The following is a 25,072-nucleotide window of genomic DNA, read 5'->3' as shown; positions in this document are numbered from 1 at the left end:
AGACTGTAGCATATAAATATTTCGATCAATATCATGGAGATATATTTCTGTAAGTCATCAAAGCGCTTTCGAGCTAGGTGCTGGGATAATGCCTGAAATATATAGAGCTCTCAATGAAAAAGTGAGAATTACTCCTCCGCAACCTCTTTTATCCTTTCAATTGCATCTTTCAGACTATTGACTTCTTCCACCAGTATAGCTACCCCATTTTTCTTTTGAACTGTGAAACTTACCCAGTACTTTCCATCCTCGTTCTCCTCTATATCACCGGATCCAGTTACATCTCCTTCGTATTCCACGTCCCAAACCAGCTTCTCTCCTATCCTCCTCTTCACCCTTATCGTTCCTTTTTCAGTCCTTATCTCTCCCTCTAATGCAATGCTTGCTTGCAACGCTATGCATGTCTCCTCAGCGCTCATCCTGTGACCCAAAGAATATAACAAGCTGAAAATAAAAACATTTATCCCTTTAATGCTATTTCTGGCACTGGCCCCATAAACCAGTGCAAATGACAGCAGCTTACCACTAAATTTCAATCTTTAGAGGTTTCTAGGAACCTGCTTAATGCTAGGCAGGCTGAGTAAAATGCGTTCAACTCCATGATCTTCTTGTATTCATTACTATCTTCTTCCTCAAGCTCATCTAAGTACACATCATGATAGGGAACGAAGATGTTACACTCTCCTCCTTCAAATAATATACGGAGAGGAACTGTATAGACATGCCGCTTTTCAGAGTAATAGGGTTTATATTTCTCCGACATTGGAAGCGGAGATTCAGGATGTTCATAAATAAAACTAAGGTTTAAAACTAGATATCTTATCTCCTGCGGAATTTTCTCCATCTTTTCCTCCAGATCCTGCTCCAGATCTTTTATCTTATCGATGGGAGCATAACATCTGTACTTCATGAGTATCTCCTTGTGCCTGAGCCTCCAGAGTCCCCACTCGCTTGCCAGCGCACGAGTATATCCCTCTTCTTTTATTCTGTCGAATATTTCTTTTGTTCTAGTGAATATAGCTAGAAGAATTGTTGAGAGGGCTTCAGGATCGTATATGTAGATTAAACTTCCTCTTGCCAAAGCTAGATTTGCACGCCTGACCATTCCGCTAATCTCGGATTCTGTCGCCAATTTTATCTCTTTCCTTATCCTTGATTTTACTTCTTTTTCTAGTCCTCCCCATGCTGGCACGTTAAAAAGAACCTCAACAGGATCTCCCAGTGACCTTAAAAGTGAGATTTTCTCAATAAGGCCAGAAAAATCTAGAATATTTCCGGAGAGATGGCTTATCGGGACATATAGCCTATTTTCCTCCTCTATAATCCTCCTGATCTCCTTCTCAGCTATCTTATGTGCTCCTCTCTTTCTGATAAAATCCTGAAAGTTCTCGATCACATAGCTGAGATCAACTCCCTCATTCAGGAGCCTCTCCATTGGAATATCCGCATTATCGTACTCCTGAGTCTCAGGTGTGAGGATCATCACGAGATACTTCAACTTCCCTTTGCCCTTTCTGAGAAGCCTTCCAAGCCTCTGGTAAAACCTAAGCTCCGATTTGTAGAGATCCATCATTATGAGAAGTCCTGCCGATGGGATATCGATCCCCTCCTCCCCGACCGGTGTGAGTACCAGTATGTCGACATTTCCGCTTCTGGCAGCCTTCAGGATCTCCTCCCTCTTCCTCTTCTCAAGCTCCCCTGTTATGAGGGATATTTCAAGATCCAGCTTATTTCTCAGATTATCCTCTATTTCTCTGGCGAGAGCCCTTCTTCTTGTGAATATTATCACCGGCTTAATTTCGTCGATATCGCACATGGAAAGATACTGGTGAAGAACCTCCTCCAAGCATCTAGCCTTGTGGGATGGCCTGCTGGCCAGCTTTTCTATCTCATCAATCCAGTTATTTATTGCCTCCAGTATCCGCTTTTTATCCTCAGTCAGCTCTTCTTTATCCTTCTCAGCATACTTTTTGCAGGATTCATGGAGACTTTTTATTCCATAGCACTCGAAGACATGAAGGAGATGTGCGGGGAAATAGTTTATAAGATTCATGTACAATCTCCTTTCATCCTCCTCCATCGGGGAATCGTAGATATCTCCTATGGCGTTGGGGCACTCAAACCCTCCTAGCTCCTCCAGCCTCTTGAAATCATAAACTAAGTGAACAGGTTCAATTCCCAGAGGGCCTTTCTTCACCTTTTTTGATGGAAGAAGTGCTGTAAACCCGGCTATTTTTGTGCCCTCAAGCTCCTTAAGAAGGTTTTCATATACCTTGGAGCCAAACGCATGGTGAACCTCATCTATTATGATGAGCTTAAAGTCCCTCATCTCTTCGAGGCAGTTCAGGGCGGTGATGGGAGTTGATATTATCACATCTCCTCCCGGATTGCACTTCCCATCGTACTGCACTGAGGCGTTGAGGTAATTCCCCCATGTTCTGGCCATCTGATCGCAGAGAAACCTTGTGGGCTCTATGACAAGGACTTTTCCCTTATCGAGGAAAGTCTTGGCAAGCGCCATCTCCACAAATGTCTTCCCGCTTCCTGTCGGCATCGACACAACAGCAAAGTTTCCGTCTATTACGTTCTTTACCTCTTCCAGCACCTTCCTCTGATATTCCCTGAGGGGAATTTCCTGCATTGTAATATCTGGCGGTTTTTAAAGAAAATTTTTCATTCGGAGACAAAAATTGCTGATACCTCTTCTTATCGTCTCTGTCTTCTCATTATCTCAAGTATTTCCTTAACCTCACTAAGCCTATTCTGATCTATGCATATCCTTTTATTTCCGAGTTTGCTACACCGATATCTAGGCTCTGGTTGCTTACTTTCTACTCCACAAAAGTATTTTTCGGCACGATCTCTAAGTTTGTATATGAATGCTGCTGATGATGATCCAACCCTTAATTCATCGGGTATCGGTGATAGTGGGGATTTTGTAACTTTACATATACCTCTTTTTAAGTACTTTCTTATTTCGCTGAATCCATCCTTATTATAACCTCTCAGCATGAGATTAAAAAAGGTGACCTATTATATAAACATTTTCACAAAAATATTGACAGAAACTTTATATTAGTTATTAAAAGGCTATTATATCTAGCATATTTAGATAAATCTTAATTTATAACTATATTTATTAGGTTAGTAAATACATGACGTGATCTCCATGGCTATGCGTGCGCCGATATATGGCCCCCCGAGATTCGCCGGAAATACCTCCATTAGTGTGATTATTTTTGTTTACCCTGAGGCGCACGCAATTTTATATTTAAACAGAAATCTTTATAAATTGTTGGTTACATTATTTTTTCAATGGGCATACTCACCTATAAAAAGGGTGGTAAAACAGGAAAAGTATTTTTTGGACTGAAGATTATAACCTTACCATTTATCACAGAAAAAGAGGAATTAGAAATACCCTGTTTGGGAAATTCATCCTACTGCCAGTCCAGAGCAGCAAGAAATAAAGGCATATCTGCTAATTATTTAAAAGAACTAAAAAGTAAAATCTTTAATTGTATTAGATCTAAAATAACAGGATTTACAGAATCATACCCTATTGATAGAAGGAGGGAAATAATATGAAATACCAAGATATACTAGAACTTAAAAAACGTATGGACTTTAACTTAACAGAGCCAGAAGTTTTAGTTAAACTGGTGGAAGGCGCTCGTTCTAAAGGAGAAAAAGCACAAGAAGATATGAGAAGACTACGTGGCATATCATCCAAAATTGTTAATATTTTCGAAGAGAAAGGGCTCCTCCTGAAAGGAGAAATCTTAGATAAAGTCGAATTTTATGAGAAAAGAACTACTATTGGAATCGATGGTAGTTTCCAGCTAGTAGGCGGAGCTGGAGGTATATGGTATGCTCCTATCAGTGTTGCAAGGATCATATTTGAGAATGGATTTGGCGATCAACCGCGTGTTGATATCTTTTGGGCTGATATTCAGGAGATTAGTGAAACAGAAGATAATCCTAATCCTAAAAGCGATGCATCATTGAGGATGTTGATTGCGGAATCGAAAGCTATTTTTAACTGGGGTGCACAAGGTAAGCAGTCCTTTGTCTTCATCGATGGTCCTATTGTGGATCCTCCTGCAGAAAGGAGTGAAGATTATGTAAAAGACAGGTGCGATGGAATTAAGAAATGTTTGGAAAAGTCTATTTTGATAGGGTGCGTGAAGAGGTCAAGGGACAGATTCTATATTAAATATCTAGAAAATCTTTTCTCGGATAATCAACTAAAAATAAAAGATAATTTAGATAAATTCTTGACAGATCAACATCTTATGTTATACCTTTTCTCTCATATCAGATCTAGGGGGTATTTTGGACCAGTTTTTACGAAATGGATTGACATAAGCTCAGTTAATGAAACTTATGAGTCATACAAAAAGCATGGAGTATATATAGTATGCTTATTCTTTCAGAAAAGCGAAGCATCTCCTGTCTTAAGATTAGATATTCCTCTCCTAAATCCACCGGAAGATGGCCATAAGACCGATGAAATAGTACTTCAGGCTGTAAAGGCAACAGATAAGTGGACTTATCCAGGACAAGATTATCCACTTCCTGTAATACTTGCTCATGAAAAGTGCAACATTCGGGAGGGCTGTGCTCAAGTTCTTTATGAAGAAATAATAACAAAAAGCAGAACTGCGGATCCATACGACCAACTTGTTTTAATGCAACTGAGGTGATGGTATGATAAGCCCGCAGGATGTTGTTGGAATAATTCTAAGTGGAAGCACTACCACTGAAGCAACCTGTCAGCTTCTGGAATATGCAGAGAGAGGAGGCATAAAGGAAGGGATGCTTCTTCTAGTAAAAAGTCAGGAAAGAAAGCTTCTGGCGAGGGTTGCCCAAATAATACCTTACAATGCATTCTACACAGAAGGAGATCCATGGAGCGAAGCGAGAAGAAAAGGGTTACCGATACCTGAAGATGTGGCTAGAAGATATGAAATCTGCAAGCTTGACCTACTTATAGAAATCCCAAGATCAGAAATTAGAAGCCCTCCACAACCAGGAGATTTTGTCTTAAGAATAGATCCAAAAAAGCATCAAAAGGATATCTTTGGAGTTTCCAGCGAGGATCCAAAGCATGTTTGGATAGGAACACTTTCCGGTTATGAAAAAAGTTCCTTACCAATACCATTATATGTTGAGAATATTCCAATGCACATCGCGATATTTGGAGTAACTGGAAGCGGAAAATCGTTTACAACGGGAGCTCTTATAGAGAAGCTTTCTGAAATTCCTGTAAAGAAAGACACTACAGTATCATACCCAATGATAGTCATTGATGCCCACGGTGACTATACAGATTATGCGAATTATGTAGCTAATGGAGGGAAGCTTGGCCGCATAAAATGGGTTAAAAGATATGTTTTTCCAAGAGCCTTTAGCCGAATAGATATCAGGGCAATAGGAAATGTTCAGCCAATAGGCATCAACTTAGATCTGATCTCTCCTAGAGAATTAGCTGAGGCTATTATTTTATTCTATAAAGGAACTTTGGAAGGAGCAGAATTACAAGTCGATAATTTAGAGGCGCTCTTCAATTATATGGAATACAAAGGTTATCCAAAAAGACAAGATCTATTTACAATAGGTTTTGAAGACCTTAAAAATGAATTAGAGGAACTAGCTGAAAATATAAATATACACCCATCAACAAAGGGTGCTATAAGACGTGCTCTAGAAAGTTTTAAGACAATCGAAGATAAGCACAATCTGCTTTCAGTAGAATCAGACTTGAAAGAAGTTGACTTTATCGACAGAATTACACGTGAAGGAGGGCTTGCTATTTTCGATTTCTCAGCCGACGGAGCTCCTGGAGTAGATTTGAAAACTAAACAATTTGTGATGACTTATCTAGCAACCTTGTTATTTGAGCAGTTTACCCAATATAAAGTGAAAAAAGAAGATAGATATCTCCTCTTCATCATAGAGGAGGCTCAAAACTTCTGTCCTGATAAATCATATCCGATAAGCTCTAGCCTTGCACATGCTAAGCTTTCAGCAATTGCAACCCAAGGTAGAAAGTTTGGCCTTTCTCTATGCCTTATTTCTCAGCGTCCTTCTTTCGTTGATAGAATTGTCCTGTCTATGTGTAACACCTTTTTCATTCATAGGGTTTCACCAGAGGATGTAAACTTTGTGCGAAGCATTAGCGGAGGTCTACCGCCCTCCCTTGTTCCAAGACTAACGACAATGAGCACTGGTGATGTCATAATAACAGGCCAGATGGTCACTGTGCCCTTTCCATTAGTAGTTCACATTCTAGAAAGTGATCGCAAGGTGAAACCCACCATCGGAAAGACAAATGTTTGTGAGAGGTTGGCTGAGTTGCGGGGGGTCTAGTTGGCTACGACTAGGATTTATGATAGGTTGCCAAGCGATTCTGGTGTGACATTTGAAGGATTTGAGAATATAAAGCTAAAAAGTAGAGAAAGCGTCAGGGAGAAATTAGAGGATTTCATGAACTACTGTAAAAGCGCCCGAAAGCCAGCTATTAGAGTAATTTTAGGGGAATGGGGAGAGGGGAAAACAGATGCTTACAAGAGATATATAAAGCCAAAAGCAGAAGCTGACGGCAACTATGCGTTTTTTGTATCTGCATCAACCCTATCAAATGGATATGAGGTACCTTCTGTGTCGAAGCTACTGGAGTCTACTCCTCTCTCAGCGGTAAGATTTTTAGTTGTACTGTTTAATTGCATCAGAGAGGAATGCAAAGAGGCAAGAATACCTGATCCACAGAATTATAGTGATGCTTCCAGTTATCTCAATGATGCCTTGAAAAACCTTATTGGTGAAGAGAAAACACGAAGAATTTTTATTTTCATAGACGAATTTGAAGAATTACTACTTTTTCCACAGAAGTTAAAAGATATAATTTCTGGAATAAAGGAGACAATAAATGGGAGATATACTGCTATTGATGAGGGAGGGGAATATGAGGGCTGTGTACATCTTATAGTTGCTGCAACTCCTGATGCTTATTATAGGCTACAAACTGAGGAGGATACTTCTCTCATATTTGGAGGATTAGGAAGAAGAGCCGGTGTCATCGATCTACCCCAAATACGAAAGGAGGAGGGAATAACCTTTCTTTTCGAGCTCTTAAAATACATATACAATAATAATCTTCCTCAACCACTTCCATTCAGCAGTTTTGGGATTTTCAATGCTTTATTCCGCATCACACAAGGTAATCCTGGAAATCTTGTCAGTCTCTTTACTAGGCTTATGAATAGTGCCCGGGTAGATGAGAAATCTATTAAAGTCATAGATAGCGAACATTTCCTCAAATTCCTAGAAAAAGAGTATGTTTTTGTGTATGGAGGCTCAACTGCTTGCTTAGAAACGGAGACATTCCATAGATTCTTAAAGATTGTAGAAGATCAAAAAAGAAGAGAAATCGGTGAAAAATGCTCTTTATTGTTGAGGACAGTCGTCGGTGAGTTTAAACCATTCTCAGTAGATGAGTTAGAGGAGAATATTAAATATAAAGATATTAAAAATTTAATTGCCATAGTGAACGATGACTTAAGGAGAAGGGAGGGAATAAAAAGAGCCATCCTCAAAGTTAGTCCATTGCGTCCAGATAAGACATTCCATGACATCGAAACGGTGTTTAAAGAATTCATATCAGAAAAAGAGGATGGTAAATATATCCAAATAGATAACTACTCAGAACGATTAGATGCATTTGAGGATAGAATTTCCTACTTCACATATGAAGATGGGAATATTGTCCGAAAAATTTATCTCCCTTCCGATCAGCACGATATAATGTCCTTTTTTGAAGGAATTAGGCCTAGAAGAGCTATTGAGATAGGAAATATAATTAGTAAGAAGTTGTGTGAAGACAAAGACTACTATATTGCAAGTGATGAACTTCTTTCTCAGATATTCCCTACACCGGTACCGAGGGAACTAGAATTCATTATAAATAGAGAAAAGCGATTAAAACTTTGGAGAGATGTCACCAGAAATCTGGCAAAAGAATATGAAAATAATATGCCAGATGCCCTTATTTATGTCCTTAAGAGATCTGATGTTTTTTCTATTGAAAAGATTGGATGTGAGGAGAAAGAAGACCATATCCCCACCTGCATTGCTAAATTAATAATAGGAGAGATGATGAAGATTAATTCTATCTTTTTCCCAGTAAATGGAGATGTAAAAAGCGCAGACATCGAAGAACTATCGCATTTAATAGAGGAGAGGAAACCTCCGATTCACTGCGCTTTACTAATTTTCACAGGAGATATTACTCCGGAGGCAGAAGAGAAAATCGAAAATAAGGAGATGGGTAAGAAAGGAGAGAATCTTATTTTAGAAATACGCATACATCCAACTTTAGTAAAAAGAATTATATGTATATATAAGGCAAAGCAGATGCCAGCAGGAGAGATCAATGAAAATTTACTTTCATCTGTGATTAATAAGACGGTAAGAGATGAACTAAATATTCCAGGTAAAATAAATAGCTGGCTAAAAGAGCAGGAGAAAAAAGGAGTTGTTGTTAGATTGCGGATTCAATCAACCTCTAATTTTAGAGAATTTGCAGATACTCTCAGGTTTTTCATAAATTTCATGGAATATGAAGAAACAATAGATGAAATATTTTATAAAAACCAGGATCTACTTGAATACACACGGTATGGTGCGAAAAAGATCGGACTAATTCCAGATATACAACTTCCGAAATTCAACAAAATAGTAGAGGATCTTTTAGATAACGGTTTTTTAGTAAAATTAAGAGAAGGAAGGTATAAGATACAAGACCATCCTGTTGAAAATAGAATACTAAGAATACTAGATAAGGAAACAAAAATCCTCCAGAAAGATCTTGAGGAGTTCTTCGTTCTCGAAAATAGCCGATATCTTAACGATGTGTTTCTTCCAATTCTTGAATATAAAGGCCTTATAGAGAGGAAAGACAAGTACTATTCGCTTACTGATAAGAATGAGCTATCTTTGCATGTAGAAAATGAATATGCAAGGTTTTTAGAAATAGCTCAGCAATACCAAGATTATGGCTATATTTATATGATAAAAGAAAGAGGCGATCGCTTCATTTCCTTAACCAAGCTCAAATCATTCATAAACGAGCTATATAAGCAGATACAAGGGCTTTCTGGATTGAATGAACGGGTAGAGCTTCAGAAACTCTCACTAATGAAAAGGTTACTCGAGCACTTCTTTGAGGAATTATATCCCCTTATTAAGAAGGCATCAGAGAAAGGAAAGAGTATATTAACTGATGCTTATAGCCTCGAGAATGAGGTTAAAAGTTCAGTAGATAAAATAAGGGAAGAGTGCAATAAATGGTTTAAGCTTCAATTTGAAATCGAAAGCGTAGAAGAGTATAAAAGGATACGAGAAGCTTTAAAAGAAATCAAAGAATGTTTATCTTTTGCTGATGAGGAGATTAAAGAGAGGATAAAAGGATTTAAGGAAGAAGAAAAGAAGAATTTCTTCTTTAATAAGAATGAAGAAGATGCTTATTACTTTAATCCAAAATTATATATAATGTCTACTTCATTTAAAAAAGCAAAGGATGTAAGAGAAGAAATTAAGAAAGCAGTAGAAGAACTGGAGAGACATCTCAAAACGCTTGATGAAAAGCAAGAGAGAATCGAATCGGCACTAAGAAGTAAGAAAGTTGGCGAAAAATACAAAATCTCGTATTTGATACTGGGAATATTAAATCAACTTACAAAAAATATTATCCCACAAGCAAAACCTTTCAAGATAGAGAAACTCGAGTTAAAGAATTTATTTAAACATCATATTCAACCAAATATACAAATCATAAACTCAAACCTAGATTCTCTATCAGAATGCATAGATTCTCTTGATAAGCTATATAAAACAGAAGAGGAATTTACGAATTCCTTAGAAGAGTGTTTATCCCTTAGTGATCATATCCGTTCTATATTCGACATTGGCGAGTATGTTACTGCAGCCGAAAATTTTGGTAATAAGGTGAATGATATTAAATCAAAATATGAGAAATGCTCAGAGGAAGTCCGCCTAGAAGAGCCCTCACCATTATTAAAGAAAATAAAAGAACTTAAGAAAAAAATAGATGATCTTAAGGAAGGACTAATATATGGAGAGAAAGAGATATATTTGAAATGGGAGGATTATGTAAAGGAAACGAAAAACTTTACTTCTAATATTGAATACATTATAGACACACTTCGAAAACAGGCTCAAATCAATGTCAGAGAGATTCAAATCGATCCTAAAAGGATCGAAGAGATTAAGAATGAGCTCGATCGCATTAGAAATTGTGTTTCTGTAAATATAAAAGAATTTAACCTAAAATTAAGCGAGTTAGAACAAATGAAAAATAATGTACGTGATGTATTATACGATACTCTCAAGAACATATTAGCTAAAGATGAACTCCGATTACTAGAATATATAGTAGGGGAAATTAGAGGAAAGATCAAAAAATGGTTATCAGCAGAAGAGATATACCAGTTTGCGAAAAGTAATCTACAATTAGACCATTCCAAAGCCACAGAGGCACTGAAAAAATTGGTTGATCTGAAAATTCTTAAAGAGGGTATAACCCTGGCCTTTTAGCACATTAAAAAGGTGAATGCACATGGAACGGGATGAAATATACAGAAGAATTTCTTTAAAACGTGCAAAAGGAGTGAAAATCGAACGTTCTCTCTGTTTCTATAACCCTCATGAAGTTTATACAGCGCTGACAAACAATAGTGAAGTAAGGAAGTGGCTAGAGTTTATATCAAACCATTACACTCCACCTAAAGCTAAGATTCTTTTAATTTATCCTTGTTCGGCAGAGAAACCTTACCATGAATCAAGATCGTACAGGAGATTGTTTAGCACGCTTTCAAAACTAGGAGAAAGAAGAAAAGATGTTCACGTAGTAACAATATCAGAGCCGTTTGGTTTAGTGCCTGAGGAATTTTACGGAAAAAAGAATTATTGGCATGATTGGAAAAACTCCTGGTATGATTGCCCTGGATTGTTTGAATGGTGGTGTAAAAAGTACGGTCAACCTTATTCTAAAGAGTACTTGGAGAAATGTATACAGATTTTAGCCAGTTATGTTGCTAAATTTTTCATAAAAGCCACGGAAAGTTATTCAAGAATAATAGCTTTTGTAAGAACATTCTCTTCCAGATTAGAGGTAAGAGATGATTATACACACAGGAGAATAGTGGAACTAGCAGCTAAGATTGCCAAAGTTCGAGTAGATATGCTTCCTTCCAAAGAGTTAATTGCTGAAATAGTTTTAAAGAGAGGAAGGTTTGCATGGGATATGTATGGTGTTTCCCATCCTATAGCTCAAGATTATTTACTTAATTACCTAATAGAGGTGTTAAAAAATGAAAATTGAGACGCCATTCCTCTGGTTCATACAACCGATAAGAGCCACTCCGAAGCCGTGGCAGTTTTTTCATATCGATGGTGTGATGTTGAATGCATATGAGATTCTTCGCAATGAAGGGGCTGCAAAACAAGTTAGAAGCAAGGGAGCTCATGGTTTTTTGAAATTTAATGGCTTAATCGCTATGGATTCAGGAGGCTTTCTCTTTATGAAGAGAGATGCGATTAACATAAATCCCGAAATAATTTTAGCATTGTACGAGGAGAGTAAACCGAATTTTGGTGTCGTCCTAGATCATCCATTAACTCCGAATCTTCCTCAAGAAATTGCAGAAAGAAGAATGATCAAAACACTCGAAAATACCAAGCGGATGGTCGAAGCAAGACGGACCACTAATCCAGAATTGATCCCTGTTATCCATGGATACGATACAAGTTCTATAGAGCGCTATGTGAAAAAACTGAAGGAAATTGGTGATTTTAGTATATATGGTATCGGTAGCTTAGTTCCATCTGTATTCAACAGCAAAGGAGTTGGAGGTATTTATAACGTGATAGAGATAGTTTCATTTGTGAGGACATTGTTACCTAACAAAATTATTCATGTATTTGGAGTGGGAAGCACGTTAACTATGCATCTAATGTTTTATGCTGGAGCGAACTCCATTGACAGCTCATCCTGGAGATCTAAGGCTGCTTTTGGGGCTATTCAACTCCCAGGATTGGGAGATAGATATATTACGCCGAGGAAGAGACATAAAACGTATCCTAAGCTCAGTATGGAAGAACAGAGAGTTCTTGATGAGTGCAAATGTCCTGCTTGTGAAAGGGAGGGATTGGAAGGATTAAGAAGAAGTTTTGTGTTGAGAGCTTTGCACAATGCTTGGGTATATCAGAGAGAGATAGAGAAAACTAGGGAATTGATCAAAAGCGGTGAATATGAGGAGTATGTAAAACGCGTGATTGGGAGAACTAAGGTGTTTTCGAGAGCATTAGAAGTTGCAGATAAATTTAAGAGTAAGAATACCTGTAAAGACCTAATTAATGGTGAAACAACCTTACAAATTTAGGCGAGGATGACATGAAAAAGGAGAATCTTAACCTGATAGCCAGATTGGTGGATGAGATATTTCTAGATCCGAGGGCTTTAAGACTAGCCATAGAGGTTCTTAATGAGGAAAAGAAGGAGACAGGTCTGTCGCCATCTGACCTTTACTACATAGGAATGGCTGACACCGCATCATGGTGGTGGTGCGCCAGAAAGAGCATCCTGGCCAATAAGAAGATGGAACCCGAATTCTTTCTGGCATATCTTTCCGACAGAATAGAATATTCAATGATTCTTGGGTATCTGCCCGTGGAAAGCAGACCTCTGGAGGATATAGTTCCCAGACTTCCGGAACTTGAGTGGGAGGACATTGAACATGTTCTGAAGATAAAATCCGAGGATCTTCAGGAGATATCTGATGAGGAAGCGGATCTTTTTGCGCTGATGGAAGGAGACACTGAGGCTAAAAGGGAGGGCATAAGGGCCCATTACAGGATAGCAGAGCAGTATCCCACGATCAGATGGGCTTTCGGATGGAGGGATTTCATGGTCGCAGGGGTGCCAGATGGGATAACGGATAGTTTCGTCTACGAGTTTAAGACGACAAGGGATAAGTTCCTGCTGAACTATATGAAGCCTGTTGCATTCACCCAGGCCGATTTATATGCCCATTTCTTCAGAAGACCTCTGAAAAGAGTCCAGATATATCTAAGGGAAACAGGTGAGATGCTCACTTGGATAGAGGCTGCGGATGAGGAAAATGCAAGAACAACACTTGAGAAATTCAGGGAGGCTGTAAGGGAGAATAAAGCCCCGAAAATGCCTGCAAGCTGGAAGTGCAGGAAATGCGAATTCAAGCAGGAGTGCATCTCAAGCTTTGGCTAATTAAAGGGAAATATGGGAGTGCATTGTGAGGAGTTATGAGGGAACTAGAACACCTGTGTGAAAGAATCTGATAACTTGAATACTAAATCAAATTTTTAAAGAGAACTTTCTTTTTGCAACAATGTCCGCGCGCAACTGGACGGATTATATTGTCTATTAAAGGTACCCTGTAAGAGAACAGAGCAGTCCCTAGAGATAACCTCTTAACTATCAGCTACAAGAGAATAGTGGGAGCGTGAGGCTGTGAATATGAGAAGGAGGATGCCAGTTGTCCTCTGGGCCCCAGGGCATGAGATCCTTCCAGCAGAGGGAAAGGAGCTCAGGAGGATACTTGGGAACTTCATGCTCCTGGAGTACAGGAACCCTACAGAAACAGGAAAGGAGCTCCTAGATATAATCAGGGAGGTTAGGCCTGATATCGTGATAGTCAGGGCACCCATCCCCGTTATAGCTAGTCTCTTGGAGCTGGGCAGGGAGTACGGGTTTGAACTGTGGGAAGAGGAGATGGAAAGCGTTGGACGCAGTAGCCACCCGAGGTACGACGAGGAATGCGAGATGCTGGTCCCCCTTGAGGACGGGCAGCACGAGGTGATGAGGTTCAGGCGCTTCAACAGGATAAGGGAGATAAGATTGGTAAAAGAGCCCGTGATGGAGAGGTAAAGATCCTGAATGCCAGAGATCTCGGGTACGTTTTAATACAGCTTATTTTTATTAAAAATATCTAACATCCAGTACAATCAGCCTCCTTCATCCTTTTTGTGCCTAGACGGCCTCCAGAGGTTAGAGAAGTCCACCTTGTCCTCCTCGGGCTCAGTCAAAATGTCCAGGTCGTTTACCTCCCTGGTGACTTCTATCCTTCTCTTCCTCATGTACGCCTCCTTCTTTATCCCCCTCCTCCTATCCACTTTCCTTATCATTATTTTGGTGTCCTCTAAAACAGCCCTCTCGGAGCGCCTCGGCCTTCTCTCATGGGATCCCGAGTAGGGGATAGCGGGGACAGTGTTGCCCTTATCCCGCATTTCATCGATCTTTGCACCTATGTACGTGAGGCTCAGGAAAAAAGCGAGCAACCCGATGATAATGCCCACATAAACCAAGAGGAAGAGGAAGCTGAATATGAGCGGAGGGAAGACTATACAGGGCACTAAGAAGAAGATCAGGGCCGCTACTGCCCACCAGTTCTTATCCAGCCAGTTATCCTCCTTTTTCCTGGATCTCCCTCCAGCCACCAATGTCTTTATCTTCCACGTCTTCCTTATAAACCTATATTCAGACAGGGGAGGTAGTATAGCCTCTTTTCTCAGCTATCTAACGGATTGTAGCGGAAAGATGGCTGAAGTAAGGAAACGAGGCCGAAAACTCACCGTCAAAAAGTAAATAAAACACAATGTGTACATTTGCTTGATCACGATGGATAAGGCCATAGAGTGGAGGATACTGCAGTTCCTCTTGGAGAGAGGAGCATTCGATAAGGAGCACGCTGTGAGCAGGAGGGAGGTAAAGGAGAGGTTCAAGATAAAGGAGAGCAGTTTATCCCAGAAGATGAGGAAAATGGCATACTACAAGTGGGTTGTTGGTCACCCCGAGAGGTACAACAGGTTTTACTGGCTCGGTGAAAGGGCATTCGAGTTTTTGAAAAAGTATAGGAACTTCATTAACCATCCATACAGGGACTTTTTGTACTGAAGAAGAGGGTTTAGTGGCTTTTGTCTCCAATCAGTTTTCATTAAATATCTCTTCTAATACCAAGCAGCGGAGATCCCCCCTATCGGAAGAAGGCTCTTATTAGTCTTTTTTATCTTGATGGGAAATACAAAGTGTTTGGAGATGTCCCCTAAAAAGTGTTATCCTTAGGTAAGTTTCAAGATAGCTCATTCCTTAATAAGAGGAATGCAAGAACCGCACATGAGAAATGCAAATTCGAACAGGAGTCATCTCAAGCTTTTGGTTGATAAGCCTTGAAGTGAAGATTCCTTGTTTTTGTTTTAGCCTCATTATAACACTGTTATCTATTTTTACTTTTAAAACCATATGATAGCGAAAGTCATCTCTCAACAGCAAGCTTTCCGTTCCTGCTTTCGGTTCTTCTATATTTCATTAATTTCAAAAGATTTCCTAAATGAAATTTCCCATAGTTGACTAAATGCTCGACAAACTCCTGCTCAATAGAATCAAAAATCTTGTCAAGCTCCTTTGCCTCATGAATCTCTTTTATATTATATATGTATTTTTCTACTATCATATTGTAACAGGATTCAATACTATTCGTAAGTCCTTCTATTCTTTTTCTGATATCTTCCTTTTCTAACATGAGAATTTCTGCCATATCCTCAGCTTCTTCCTCAACTGTAGGTGCCAGTACCTCAAGCTCAAAGATATCCAGTAAAGATTCTGGTCTATGCAGCTCTCTTAGAATTTCCAGCGTTATTCCTTTTCCAGGAATATCCTCCAGAAAAGCAAGCGAAGAGAAGTACAGAAGAGATGATTCCACATATAGCTGGAAAAGTTCGCCTAATGTCGTTCCCGATGCCTTGTTTTTGATGTTCCAGAGTTTCTCTCTTATTTTTTGTAAGTGAGCGCTTGCATATTGCTGTAGGTATTGAGGGTCAGTGTACAGTTTGTTCTTATGCTCCAGAATATCTATCGCTTCCTTTATGAAATACATGTCTCCCAATGCAAGTTTGGGGTTCTTTTTCAACTTTGAGCAGTAGAATTCCTCATAATTCCCATATCGGCCGGATCCCCCCAGTCCTCTAACTGTAAAGTTGGTCGACCCATAGAATCTCTGATGATGGATGTATCCATCAGAGCATAGGTGATAATAAAGCAAAAATTTTGCATGATTTATAAAGTTGTATAATGTAATCTCTTGACCTTTTCCGCCATGTAGAGCTACATAACAATTCCTTCGTAATCCATCTACAGCTTCTCTCTGCAATCGCTCTATAGCTCCTCCAAAAGCACTTGGAGCCATTGTCCTCACTATACATATGGCACCTCTTTCTGCTATTGAAGTAAGTTCCGTTACCAACGAGCTAGCCGTTGTTATAATATAACTTGATGCATAGATTAAAGTTAATGGGCTAGTTTCATTGATATGACATTTAGCTTCACTCAGTATTTTACCTATTTCCTCTCGTGCGTTATTTGATTTAGGATGTTTTATCTTCATGCTTACTGCCCGAGAAAAAGGATAGTTACTATATTTATGTTTTATCGTCTGTAATTAGTTGCATGATTAGTTAAACAGCTGAATCCTAATGCCCTATTCCCCCTGAGACCTGAAGAGAATCAGCCAAAATAACTCTTTAACTTTTTTAGAAAGCACAGAATAGATCTGCTTTTCCATTCTCATTCTGGACTACTTTAACTATATTCGAGTTTCTTCTTCGGAAACTCCCCTTGGAGAAAGTATGCGAAGCCAGTCAACATACCTTATTACTGTACTCCACCACAATATCCATTATGGCTTTTAGCTCGCTCCTGCTCACATTACCGCTGGGGGCCAGCAGCTTCAGCAGACCTTCCTCTATTTTTCTTAACAGCTCTTTCATCCCTTATCGTGTAACTTCCCATAAGCTCGACCTCTTGATCTATTATATATGTGAATAATAGTTGATCCTTCTTTTGATAAGTTCCAAGCAAGGACTGAAGTTTTTGTTCCACCGGCTCATTACCTCCCTCATTCTTACTTTATATCTTTTCCGTTAGATTTCTCTTTTAGCATCGAGAACAGTGCTGACCAAGGATTTGGAGGACAATTTGAAGGAAAGAGAAACTCAGGGGTAAAATGGACTATAAAAAAATCATTAGCAAATCATATCTGAGATAGCGGAAGATCTTCTCTCCTTAAAGCTAGGCTTATTAATGCGAAGAAAATGGTCGATATTTAACTAAAATATTTTTACTTACTATCGATATCTACGTCGATATCAACGAGGGATAACAACACAGGAGTCCTTACGGTGTTTCGCACCTTTCTGCCGAATTTAGAAATACCTAATATTCTCATTATCCATGAGATCAACAGCTTCCTCGCCTTCTGCCACTGAGTAAAAGGGCAACATGGTTAGAGATCCAGCTGGAGCCTCTGTAGACTCTGTGACACAAAAAAGAAAGAAAGGGAAGGTATATTAGAATAATAAAATTATTACTTCGCTGTCTAGCGTTCTTCCAGATGATGTTGCTCAGCAATCTTCTTCCCCTTAGTATAATAATATGCGTCTATCGTCCTATCATGAAGATTTATTCTGACTTCATCTATAATCGCCCGAGTGGCCGGCGAGAGGTGATGCTGGGTATCTATGCCACCTAGGGCTGTCCCCAGCAGATTCCACTCTGTAATTCTCTTCCGCTCCAGCGGAAGATGAGCCGCCAATATATCACCCCCAAATACTCTGGGAATATATCAAATATAAACATTTTGTGTAACAAATGGCTACAGATGCTATAATAATCCTTATGTTAATTTTTTCATTTCTCGATCGTTTTAATTCTCTCACTTGTTAGCTGCTCCTTCACTCATGTAGTAGGTCATCAGAATTACTTGATCTGCCTCTTTGCTATTTCTGAGAAGTAGCTTTTAGTTCCTCTATTTTTCTCCCGACTTTTTCTTCGCCAAATTCATCCGAATAGGAATTAAAACCGGCTTGTAGGTTGATTAAGTTAGTTTATAGAATTGCTTTTCACCATAACGCAGCCAGACATTGATGCCATAGTATCTGAGGGCTTCTATCATCTGTTTTAAACTTTCTTCCTTTCCATAATCGAATTTCGTCCCTGTTATTTTTACTTTAGCAAAAACCAGCGCTTTTTCAATCTTCTTCTGAGGATTTTTGATCCGATAAAGATATTCATAGAGCATAAGCTGGCCCAATCCCTTTTCAACATTATCGGAGGTAAATTCTGGTTTCACCTCTATGATCCAGTCTCTGTCGGGATTTTCCATAACCAGATCTATTTCTTTTTCAACCATTCTCCTGGCGAAATTTCGCCAATCCCAATCATACTTCGCTAACTCGCTTTCTGATAATTCCCCCACTATTACACCGAATTTAGGATTTCCCGGAATCACCCCAGCTTCAGCAAATTCTCTAACCACCTTCTCATGCAGATCTTTTGCCTCTTCTCTTGAAGTATAAACTTCCTTTATCGCACTTTCCCCTAAATCAAGAACTCTCTGTAAGAAATTTAATCCATCATCGTATAAAGCAGCCCATTGAAGAATCCCATCAACAACCACCCCTACCGCACTAGAAATCGCCAAGTTTCCACTTCTAGTTTTGAAAACCCTGGAAGGAGCTTCACCCAAATTCCTAGAGAGATCCTTATTTCTAGAAAAGTCTCTTTTCCAAGCATTTTCCTCAGAGATTTCCTCAATGCTTCCCTGAAATTTGGGGAGAGGGCTATGACGGGGATCGACTCTCGTTATCTCCACAGGAATCCCATGACGATTGTAGATCTCATTCAGGAGCTCTATCTTCCTTTCGTGTCTTTGTTTATCGTAATCATCAGCATAGTACCTTATCTTGATCATGGTGACCCAAACTTAATATATTCGATCTATTTCTTATAAAGTTTACGGATATCTTATTCTTCTGTTTGTTCTAAGATTGCTTGGGATTTTCTAGCCGCACGCCCGTGCACATAGCCTCCATATTCGTTTCTAAATGCAACAGCAGCGCTATCTCTACTCTTACAACCGATCATCCCTTCTTTTTCGGATCATAATGAAACTGTTAAAAGGAAAAGTTAGGGAAAGTCAAGAAAACTTTTGGAAATCAATGGGAGAAAAAGGTTAAAAGAGGGCTGTCTTTTGGCAGAGGTGCCTATGAAGTGACAGGAAAAAGCAAGCTGGATGGAGAGCTCGTAGTGGGCCCTAGCCTGACGATGTCCGGCTTCTGCTATTCAATCTTCCGATTGGATCCTTATGCCGGTTGCGAGCACTCCTGCACTTACTGTTATACGAGGTTCCTGCCTGGTGCAAGGCCCGCCATACCCGTTGCTAGGATGGATTACCCTAAGCTGTTGCATAAAACTGCTGAGATACTGAAGAGAGCTTATGTTCAGCTGCCCCCACTCCGCATGTCCGCTTTAACCGATCCTTTTCAGCCTTTAGAGAGGAAGTTCCATCTATCGCTGGAGCTGCTCAAGATAGCCAAGGAATCGGGACTCTCTCTCATACTTTCAACAAAATCTAGCTTGGTTTCTGAGCCTCCATGGCTTGATGCGGTGAAGGAGATGGCTGATGAAGGGCTTGCCATCGTGCAGATAAGCATCGCATTTCTCGATGATAGTATCGCTAGAAAGCTGGAGCCGGATGCCCCTTCGCCCTCGAAACGGCTTGATACAGCAGAAAGGCTGAAGGAGGAGGGTGTACCTGTTGTCCTCAGACTGCAGCCAATTGTCCCCTTTCTCAACTCAGATGAGGAATTTGCGGAGAAGTATGCTGAAACCGCGAAAGCAGTGGGTGCCAGGCATGTGATAGCCGAGATCCTCAGGATTGCAAGCTGGCGGGATCTGGAACAGTTCAGGCATGTTATGAATGAGAACTCTTTTAGGAGGCTCGGTGACCGGATAACTTGGGAGCGCTTTCCCATGGGATCTCAGAAACATCCAAGAAAGTTTTGGAGATCCAGAACCTATGCATTGTTCGGCGAAGCTATAGCCAAGAGAGGACTTGGGTTTGGGCTTTGCCGCGAGGGCTTTTACAAACTCATCAGAGCTCCCGACTGCTGTGGAATTTATCTGTTAAAAAAGAGGATCCTGCGCTACACACTTTATGAGATATTACACGGCCCGAAGGCCGGATATGATTACATACGACCTGACGATGCCGGCAGAATTCCGCTGCCTGAGCTCAGAAGGAAGCTTCTAAAACATTTTGAGCTAGCTAAGGATATAGCCGGAAATAGGGCTCTGCTGAGGCAGCTTATTCCAGAGATAGATTAATAAACTAAACCTCAAAAAAATCTGCGATGGTGCACATCCGCTCTGTAGTTCCGACATCAAAGTTAAAGGAGTGGCTGGAGAATCCGGACAAAATGATAGATGAGGCGGATTTCTGGGTCTCTGCCGGCACATACGATCACTGGAGGTGGAGCTTAAATTATCCCAGAGAATATGAAGATGAATGCACTTACTGGGGATCACGCATAGAGGCCCAGGAGCTATCCGGAATATTTAGCGCGGCCAAGGGTGGAGTCGCTGCAACATCCGGAAAATTATTTGAGGAGTTCGTAAACGGGAGAAGGCCAAATATAGTGATTTTCTACACTAATAACGTCGGTATAATGGGCGCTGGTCTTGTCGTGCAGTGTGAGTTCGATTTCCTAAATCTCTTCTGGCCGGATGAGAAAAAGTCAGGAAATGTTGAATTTCCCTTCAGGTTTAAGATGAAGGTGCTCTGGCTTGAGCCCTCTGTCCTAACTGATAAATGGCGTGGTGATGAGGAGCTTACAGAGCTGTTGAAGGACTATACCAGAAGCGGGCTACAGCATATAGTGAGACCGGACGTTATTGATAAGCTCCGTCCGATGCTAAAAATCAGAGTAAGAGAGTATGGAAAATCGGGTGTTCGCTTATCATCTATTGCAGAGAGATTAAGCGTTGAGCGCCTTAGGGGGGTTCTTGAAAAGCGGGGTTTATCCTTTGAGTCCAGCGTGCTTGAACAAGTAATATCTGCGCTGAAAAGTGGAAAGCATCTTCTGCTTGTCGGTCCACCTGGCACGGGCAAGACCACGCTGGCACGTGCAATTGCTGAAGCATGTAATCTCAAGCTCGTGGAGAAAACGGCCTCAGGCGAGTGGAGCAGGGTGGATATAATCGGGGGACCGGTGTTCGTAGGAGGAGAGGTGCGCTGGAAGTCTGGAGCTCTTCTTGAGGCTATAGCAGAACATCTTACGGGAAACGGTGCCCTGCTTCTCATCGACGAGATAAACAGGGCAAATATGGACAGGGCTTTCGGGGAGTTCTTCACGATATTCGGGGGAGAATTGGATGAATGGGCAATACCCGAGTCATTGTTTCATGAAATGGAGGCGTACAAGGAGGGCAAGCTCGACAGGCAGGGAATGCTGTTAATGGAGGAGTGGGAAAAACGGCATGGTGGACCTTTGAAAGTGCCGGAGAGCTTCAGGATAATAGCCACGATGAACGTCTACGACAGACGCTACCTATTCACGCTGGGTTATGCATTGCTCAGGCGTTTTGCTGTTGTGGAGGTGAGCAATCCAAGTGAGGATGAACTGAGGAAAGTTCTTTCAAAGCGCTGCGACAATGAAGCTGTTATTAACGAGCTTCTTGGGCTTTATCAGGATCTGAAGAACAAAAATTTTGAGTTAGGAATTGCCCTTCTTATCGATTCCGTTAAATTAGCCTGCGCAATGGCGCAGAGCAGTGAGGTCAAAAAAGCGGTGGATATTGCGATCAAGATGGTGGTGGTTCCTCAGCTTGAAGGTCTGCTGCCGGATCAGCTGAAAGAGATCAAGGATGCCCTAAAGACTAGGAACTACAGGGAGTCACTGAATCTGTTTAACAGGCTGTATCAAGAGGCTGAGTACGGTGAGCGTTCGGCCTGAACTCGATGAGGAAGCCCGATTTATGTCTGAGTTCACGTGGAAGATGCTGCTCGGACTGCATGATAAACTGAAACTTAGAAAGAAGCTGAGGCTGAGGAACGTGGATCGGGATATAGTGATAGGCGGAGATGCAGAGGAAGCCATAAAGCTTCTGTATGCGGTATATGATCTCTCCTATGTAGTTAGAGAGATCCTGAGAAGAATACAGGTTGAGCTATTCGAGGAACTGGAAATTTCCAGAGGATCTGCAAGGGGAAGGGTGATTACCGGGCTGGTGGCCAAGCATTTGCCGGTAGCAATTCCTGTGAAAAGAACAAAGCTTAGACTTGAGACACCAGCAAATCTGCTGCTTGCGGCTACATTGGCCGAGATACATGCCCGATTGCTGGAGCTTATCAGCCATCTGCAGCAAACTAAGCTGGAGCCTAAAATTCTGGGAGAATTGGCTGAAAGGAGGTTACGGGACTTGATCGGAAGGTGCGAGTATCTCCTGTATGAACCGGTGCTTAGACCTCTGCTTGCTAGGGCTCGGCTGATAGCAGCAGACAACAGAAGTTTAACTGAGCTGGAGAAGACTGTGAGCATTGATGCCCTTAGAAGACCACGCGAATATAGGGCCTATCTTCGCCTTTTAAAGCTACGTAAACACCTTCGTAAAAAGTTACATCTTTTGAAAGAAGAAATCACAAAGCTCGGAGAAAAACTGTGCATAGGAGAGCTGAGTCTGGACAAGCTATACGAGCTATATGGGTTCACTCTTTTACTAAAAGCACTAGTTGAGGAGCTTAAGCTGACTAATGGCGATGTTACTGAGGATGAAAGAGCTCTAATATTTGAGCTAAAGAATGGTAGCAATGTAAGAGTCTATTACAATGTCTTACCGAATGATGTGGAATCAAGACTTGCTAGATCAAAAGCAGAAGGCCTGATAGACGGGGAACTTGCAAGAGAGCTGGTGAGGAGGTTGCATGGTATACCAGACACAGTTATCATCAAGAACTCAAATGGAGAAAAGAGAAAATTCTTGGTGGAGTATAAGTACACCAGAAGCTATAACTATCTAGTTCAGGCCCGTTTTAAGGTCTTAGCTTATCTCTATGAGTTTAATGCCGACTGCGCTGTACTTGTAGCTCCAACTCCGCGTGTGGAAGAAGGAGGAGATGAGGAGACTTCTCTTCATAAAGGCTTTTACAGCGAGATAGCGAAGTATCAGGGCGCAACTATATGGATTGACAGCAATGGTAAAGTGCTGGCAGTGATCTACGCCGATCCCAATGAAAATGCGGTTGATAGCTCTATAAAAGCAATGGAAAAGATCATCAAACTGGCACTTTGAGCTCATCTTGAGGTGCAAGATTGAGGCTCTGGTTAATTCATCCCAAGCACCTAGATCGCACCGGTTTAGTTACCATTCGAAGGAAAGGTCTCTTGGCTAAGCGGGTTCTTAAGGGAAAGACAAAAGTTATCACAATATTCCCTGAAGGATCCTTCAATAATATTTATCCTTATCCAAAGCACACAAGCGAAGAGTTTCATTAACAGTTAATGAGGAAAGTACCTAACAAAGCAGGAGTATGAGGGCATGGTAGGGTTTCAGTAATTTGCCGAAAAGTTTTTCTAAGTTCTGTCCTACTTACCATGATGTCCGGTGTATTTCCAGAGCTTCCAAAGGTTTCATTTAAATTCTCTCTTGATATAGCCACTGTTTATGCCATAGAGATGGCTTTGCATACCCACAAAATAAAAATGAGGGTAGAAAAACAGCCCTTTAGCGAAGAACTTCTTGAGGAATGGCGAGAAGCACTATCGTTACCAAATCTATTTTGGCACCTGAGGGCATTCATGTGCGGAAGGGGAATTTCAATGTCAAAGTTAAGAGACTGGGAGAACATATTATCCTCCCGCTCCTGCAGAAGAGCATGAAAATTTATGAGGATCACTGGAAGGCCATCCTACCTTTCCTGAGAAATAACGTCTCCCCGCTCTTACAAGCATGGAAAATTCATGGAAGGGAGATTCTCAAGGGGATATGCTCGGCAAGCAGGCTTGAATGGAATATCAAGGAGATAAAGGTCTTCTTTGTGGAGCCTATTGCTAGTGAGAATGGCTCAGCGGTGGGTGATGCCTTCCCCGAAGAAGGATCAATCACCTTCGAGGCTGCTAAAGCCCCGCTGCCAGTGTCTCTGCACGGCCTTACGCATGAAATAGCCCATCTGAACACCGCAGACATAGCATATCAGGAGGATATACGCAGAAAGGTCTTGGCTGAATGTGCAAATGATTTAGTGGCTCAACAAGCCCTAATTGAAGCCAAAATACTGAACAAACTCGATTTTAACGATCCCATCAGGGATATAGAGATATGGAAGACGGAATCGAGGCAGGAGTTCCTATACGATCCGGAGGAGCTCAAGCAGATCGTGGAAAACTGGTGGTCCAATCATCTTGAATCTAAGAAGAATATACGTGAATCCATCAAGGATCTTTTCGAGGAGGCTTTACCCAAAATGCCGTTAAAACAGTGAGTTGAAGCTGAGTTATTGTCAGTATCAGAGATCGGAAAACTCTGACAGCCTCGGTAAAAATTCTACATTATTTTTCTGCTACTATCAATATGTAACACTTTGGATTTTCAAAATTCACATCAAAGATCGATGTCTTCTCCCTCCAAACATCTTTCTCAAAACCGTATTTCCTCACATGAACAATGCTGAACCCTGAATTCTTTAAAATCCGCCTGAACTCCTCCTCAGTGTAGAAAAAGTGCGTTTCCCTCATCTCCTCCTGCCATCTTGATCCCTTATACTTGGTCAGGAACTCAAGGCAATCCGATATATCCATTATTATCCACTCACCCTTCATCTCATACTTCACTTTTCTCGGAGCGAATTCCTCAACAAATCTCTCAAATTTCATCCTGTAAACATCCTGCTTTATCCTGAACTCAACTCTTTGAGGGTTAGGCTTGAGGTGATCGTAGACTATTAGAACTCCATCGTCCTTCAGAATTTCATGTGCGTTGTGTAAGGCCCTTTCAACACCCTTATCGCCCTGTGAGGAGTAAACTTCATGCAAAGAGAATTTGAAAATAACAGTGTCAAAAGATGAGGATGGAAAAATCCTCTGCGTTATATCTCCTTTTATTAATATAACATTTTCCAGTTTT

23 protein-coding genes are annotated in these 25,072 nt (G+C 40.8%); 14 read left to right on the top strand and 9 right to left on the bottom strand.

Going from position 1 to position 25,072, the window contains the following annotated elements:
• Positions 1–128 precede the first annotated feature (128 nt).
• The 3 genes from D6D85_RS15440 to D6D85_RS15430 form a co-directional block, all read right to left on the bottom strand.
• Positions 129–419: a hypothetical protein gene (locus D6D85_RS15440; RefSeq protein WP_125672956.1), complete on the bottom strand. Its 291-nt coding sequence runs from the start codon at positions 417–419 to the stop codon at positions 129–131.
• A gap of 113 nt (positions 420–532) precedes the next feature.
• On the bottom strand, positions 533–2,641 hold the full coding sequence (locus tag D6D85_RS15435) for a DEAD/DEAH box helicase (protein ID WP_125672955.1): 2,109 nt from the start codon (positions 2,639–2,641) through the stop codon (positions 533–535).
• 65 nt (positions 2,642–2,706) lie between these two features.
• Positions 2,707–3,012, bottom strand: coding sequence for a hypothetical protein (locus D6D85_RS15430; RefSeq protein WP_125672954.1), 306 nt, complete (start codon positions 3,010–3,012; stop codon positions 2,707–2,709).
• Positions 3,013–3,315: 303 nt separating this feature from the next.
• Between D6D85_RS15430 and D6D85_RS15425 the strand changes: the two genes are divergently transcribed.
• The 8 genes from D6D85_RS15425 (at position 3,316) to D6D85_RS15390 (ending at position 13,987) form a co-directional block, all read left to right on the top strand.
• Complete coding sequence (locus tag D6D85_RS15425) at positions 3,316–3,588, top strand: hypothetical protein (RefSeq protein WP_125672953.1); 273 nt, start codon at positions 3,316–3,318, stop codon at positions 3,586–3,588.
• Complete coding sequence (locus tag D6D85_RS15420; RefSeq protein WP_125672952.1) at positions 3,585–4,706, top strand: DNA double-strand break repair nuclease NurA; 1,122 nt, start codon at positions 3,585–3,587, stop codon at positions 4,704–4,706. The genes D6D85_RS15425 and D6D85_RS15420 overlap by 4 nt, the downstream gene beginning before the upstream one ends.
• Before the next feature lie 4 nt (positions 4,707–4,710).
• A complete protein-coding gene (locus D6D85_RS15415; RefSeq protein ID WP_125672951.1) occupies positions 4,711–6,372 on the top strand; it encodes an ATP-binding protein in 1,662 nt (553 codons plus the stop codon).
• Positions 6,373–10,617 carry a hypothetical protein gene (locus D6D85_RS15410; RefSeq protein ID WP_125672950.1) on the top strand — a complete coding sequence of 1,415 codons (4,245 nt, stop codon included), beginning with the start codon at positions 6,373–6,375 and terminating at the stop codon, positions 10,615–10,617. It abuts the gene before it with no gap.
• A gap of 22 nt (positions 10,618–10,639) precedes the next feature.
• Positions 10,640–11,404, top strand: coding sequence for a DUF5591 domain-containing protein (locus D6D85_RS15405; protein ID WP_125672949.1), 765 nt, complete (start codon positions 10,640–10,642; stop codon positions 11,402–11,404).
• Entirely contained in the window at positions 11,394–12,464 is a 1,071-nt protein-coding gene (locus D6D85_RS15400) for a tRNA-guanine transglycosylase (protein ID WP_125672948.1), read from the top strand. Before D6D85_RS15405 ends, D6D85_RS15400 begins: the two co-directional genes overlap by 11 nt.
• An 11-nt stretch (positions 12,465–12,475) precedes the next feature.
• A complete protein-coding gene (locus tag D6D85_RS15395; RefSeq protein ID WP_125672947.1) occupies positions 12,476–13,327 on the top strand; it encodes a hypothetical protein in 852 nt (283 codons plus the stop codon).
• A 249-nt stretch (positions 13,328–13,576) separates the two neighbouring features.
• Positions 13,577–13,987 carry a hypothetical protein gene (locus D6D85_RS15390; RefSeq protein ID WP_125672946.1) on the top strand — a complete coding sequence of 137 codons (411 nt, stop codon included), beginning with the start codon at positions 13,577–13,579 and terminating at the stop codon, positions 13,985–13,987.
• Between the two features lie 77 nt (positions 13,988–14,064).
• Here the strand turns inward: D6D85_RS15390 and D6D85_RS15385 are convergent, their stop codons facing one another.
• Positions 14,065–14,559: a DUF2975 domain-containing protein gene (locus D6D85_RS15385; RefSeq protein WP_125672945.1), complete on the bottom strand. Its 495-nt coding sequence runs from the start codon at positions 14,557–14,559 to the stop codon at positions 14,065–14,067.
• 178 nt (positions 14,560–14,737) lie between these two features.
• Between D6D85_RS15385 and D6D85_RS15380 the strand changes: the two genes are divergently transcribed.
• On the top strand, positions 14,738–15,013 hold the full coding sequence (locus tag D6D85_RS15380; protein ID WP_125672944.1) for a hypothetical protein: 276 nt from the start codon (positions 14,738–14,740) through the stop codon (positions 15,011–15,013).
• 358 nt (positions 15,014–15,371) lie between these two features.
• Here D6D85_RS15380 and D6D85_RS15375 read toward each other — a convergent pair whose 3' ends face one another.
• From D6D85_RS15375 to D6D85_RS15365, 4 genes are all read right to left on the bottom strand, one after another.
• Positions 15,372–16,499 carry a hypothetical protein gene (locus D6D85_RS15375; protein WP_125672943.1) on the bottom strand — a complete coding sequence of 376 codons (1,128 nt, stop codon included), beginning with the start codon at positions 16,497–16,499 and terminating at the stop codon, positions 15,372–15,374.
• Positions 16,500–16,752: 253 nt separating this feature from the next.
• On the bottom strand, positions 16,753–16,881 hold the full coding sequence (locus D6D85_RS17125) for a hypothetical protein (protein ID WP_272914451.1): 129 nt from the start codon (positions 16,879–16,881) through the stop codon (positions 16,753–16,755).
• 608 nt (positions 16,882–17,489) lie between these two features.
• The gene (locus D6D85_RS15370; RefSeq protein ID WP_125672942.1) at positions 17,490–17,705 is read right to left on the bottom strand and encodes a hypothetical protein; all 216 of its coding nucleotides are present in this window, start codon (positions 17,703–17,705) and stop codon (positions 17,490–17,492) included.
• 282 nt (positions 17,706–17,987) lie between these two features.
• A complete protein-coding gene (locus tag D6D85_RS15365) occupies positions 17,988–18,863 on the bottom strand; it encodes a hypothetical protein (protein WP_125672941.1) in 876 nt (291 codons plus the stop codon).
• A gap of 299 nt (positions 18,864–19,162) precedes the next feature.
• Between D6D85_RS15365 and D6D85_RS15360 the strand changes: the two genes are divergently transcribed.
• The 5 genes from D6D85_RS15360 to D6D85_RS15335 all read left to right on the top strand — a co-directional run bounded on the left by D6D85_RS15360 (position 19,163) and on the right by D6D85_RS15335 (position 24,431).
• Complete coding sequence (locus tag D6D85_RS15360; protein ID WP_125672940.1) at positions 19,163–20,278, top strand: SPL family radical SAM protein; 1,116 nt, start codon at positions 19,163–19,165, stop codon at positions 20,276–20,278.
• Between the two features lie 26 nt (positions 20,279–20,304).
• Positions 20,305–21,906: an AAA family ATPase gene (locus D6D85_RS15355; RefSeq protein ID WP_125672939.1), complete on the top strand. Its 1,602-nt coding sequence runs from the start codon at positions 20,305–20,307 to the stop codon at positions 21,904–21,906.
• Entirely contained in the window at positions 21,890–23,242 is a 1,353-nt protein-coding gene (locus D6D85_RS15350) for a hypothetical protein (protein ID WP_125672938.1), read from the top strand. Before D6D85_RS15355 ends, D6D85_RS15350 begins: the two co-directional genes overlap by 17 nt.
• A gap of 305 nt (positions 23,243–23,547) precedes the next feature.
• A complete protein-coding gene (locus D6D85_RS15340; protein WP_125672936.1) occupies positions 23,548–23,829 on the top strand; it encodes a hypothetical protein in 282 nt (93 codons plus the stop codon).
• A complete protein-coding gene (locus tag D6D85_RS15335) occupies positions 23,826–24,431 on the top strand; it encodes a hypothetical protein (protein WP_125672935.1) in 606 nt (201 codons plus the stop codon). Before D6D85_RS15340 ends, D6D85_RS15335 begins: the two co-directional genes overlap by 4 nt.
• Before the next feature lie 67 nt (positions 24,432–24,498).
• Here the strand turns inward: D6D85_RS15335 and D6D85_RS15330 are convergent.
• Positions 24,499–25,072 (bottom strand): methyltransferase domain-containing protein (locus D6D85_RS15330; RefSeq protein ID WP_125672934.1); only part of this gene is annotated, 574 nt, incomplete at its 5' end.

Source organism: Candidatus Methanodesulfokora washburnensis (assembly GCF_003947435.1).
GTDB lineage: Archaea > Korarchaeota > Korarchaeia > Korarchaeales > Korarchaeaceae > Methanodesulfokora > Methanodesulfokora washburnensis.
The sequence above is the reverse complement of the archived record's forward strand: the minus strand, read 5'-3'. Positions and strand labels throughout refer to the sequence as shown.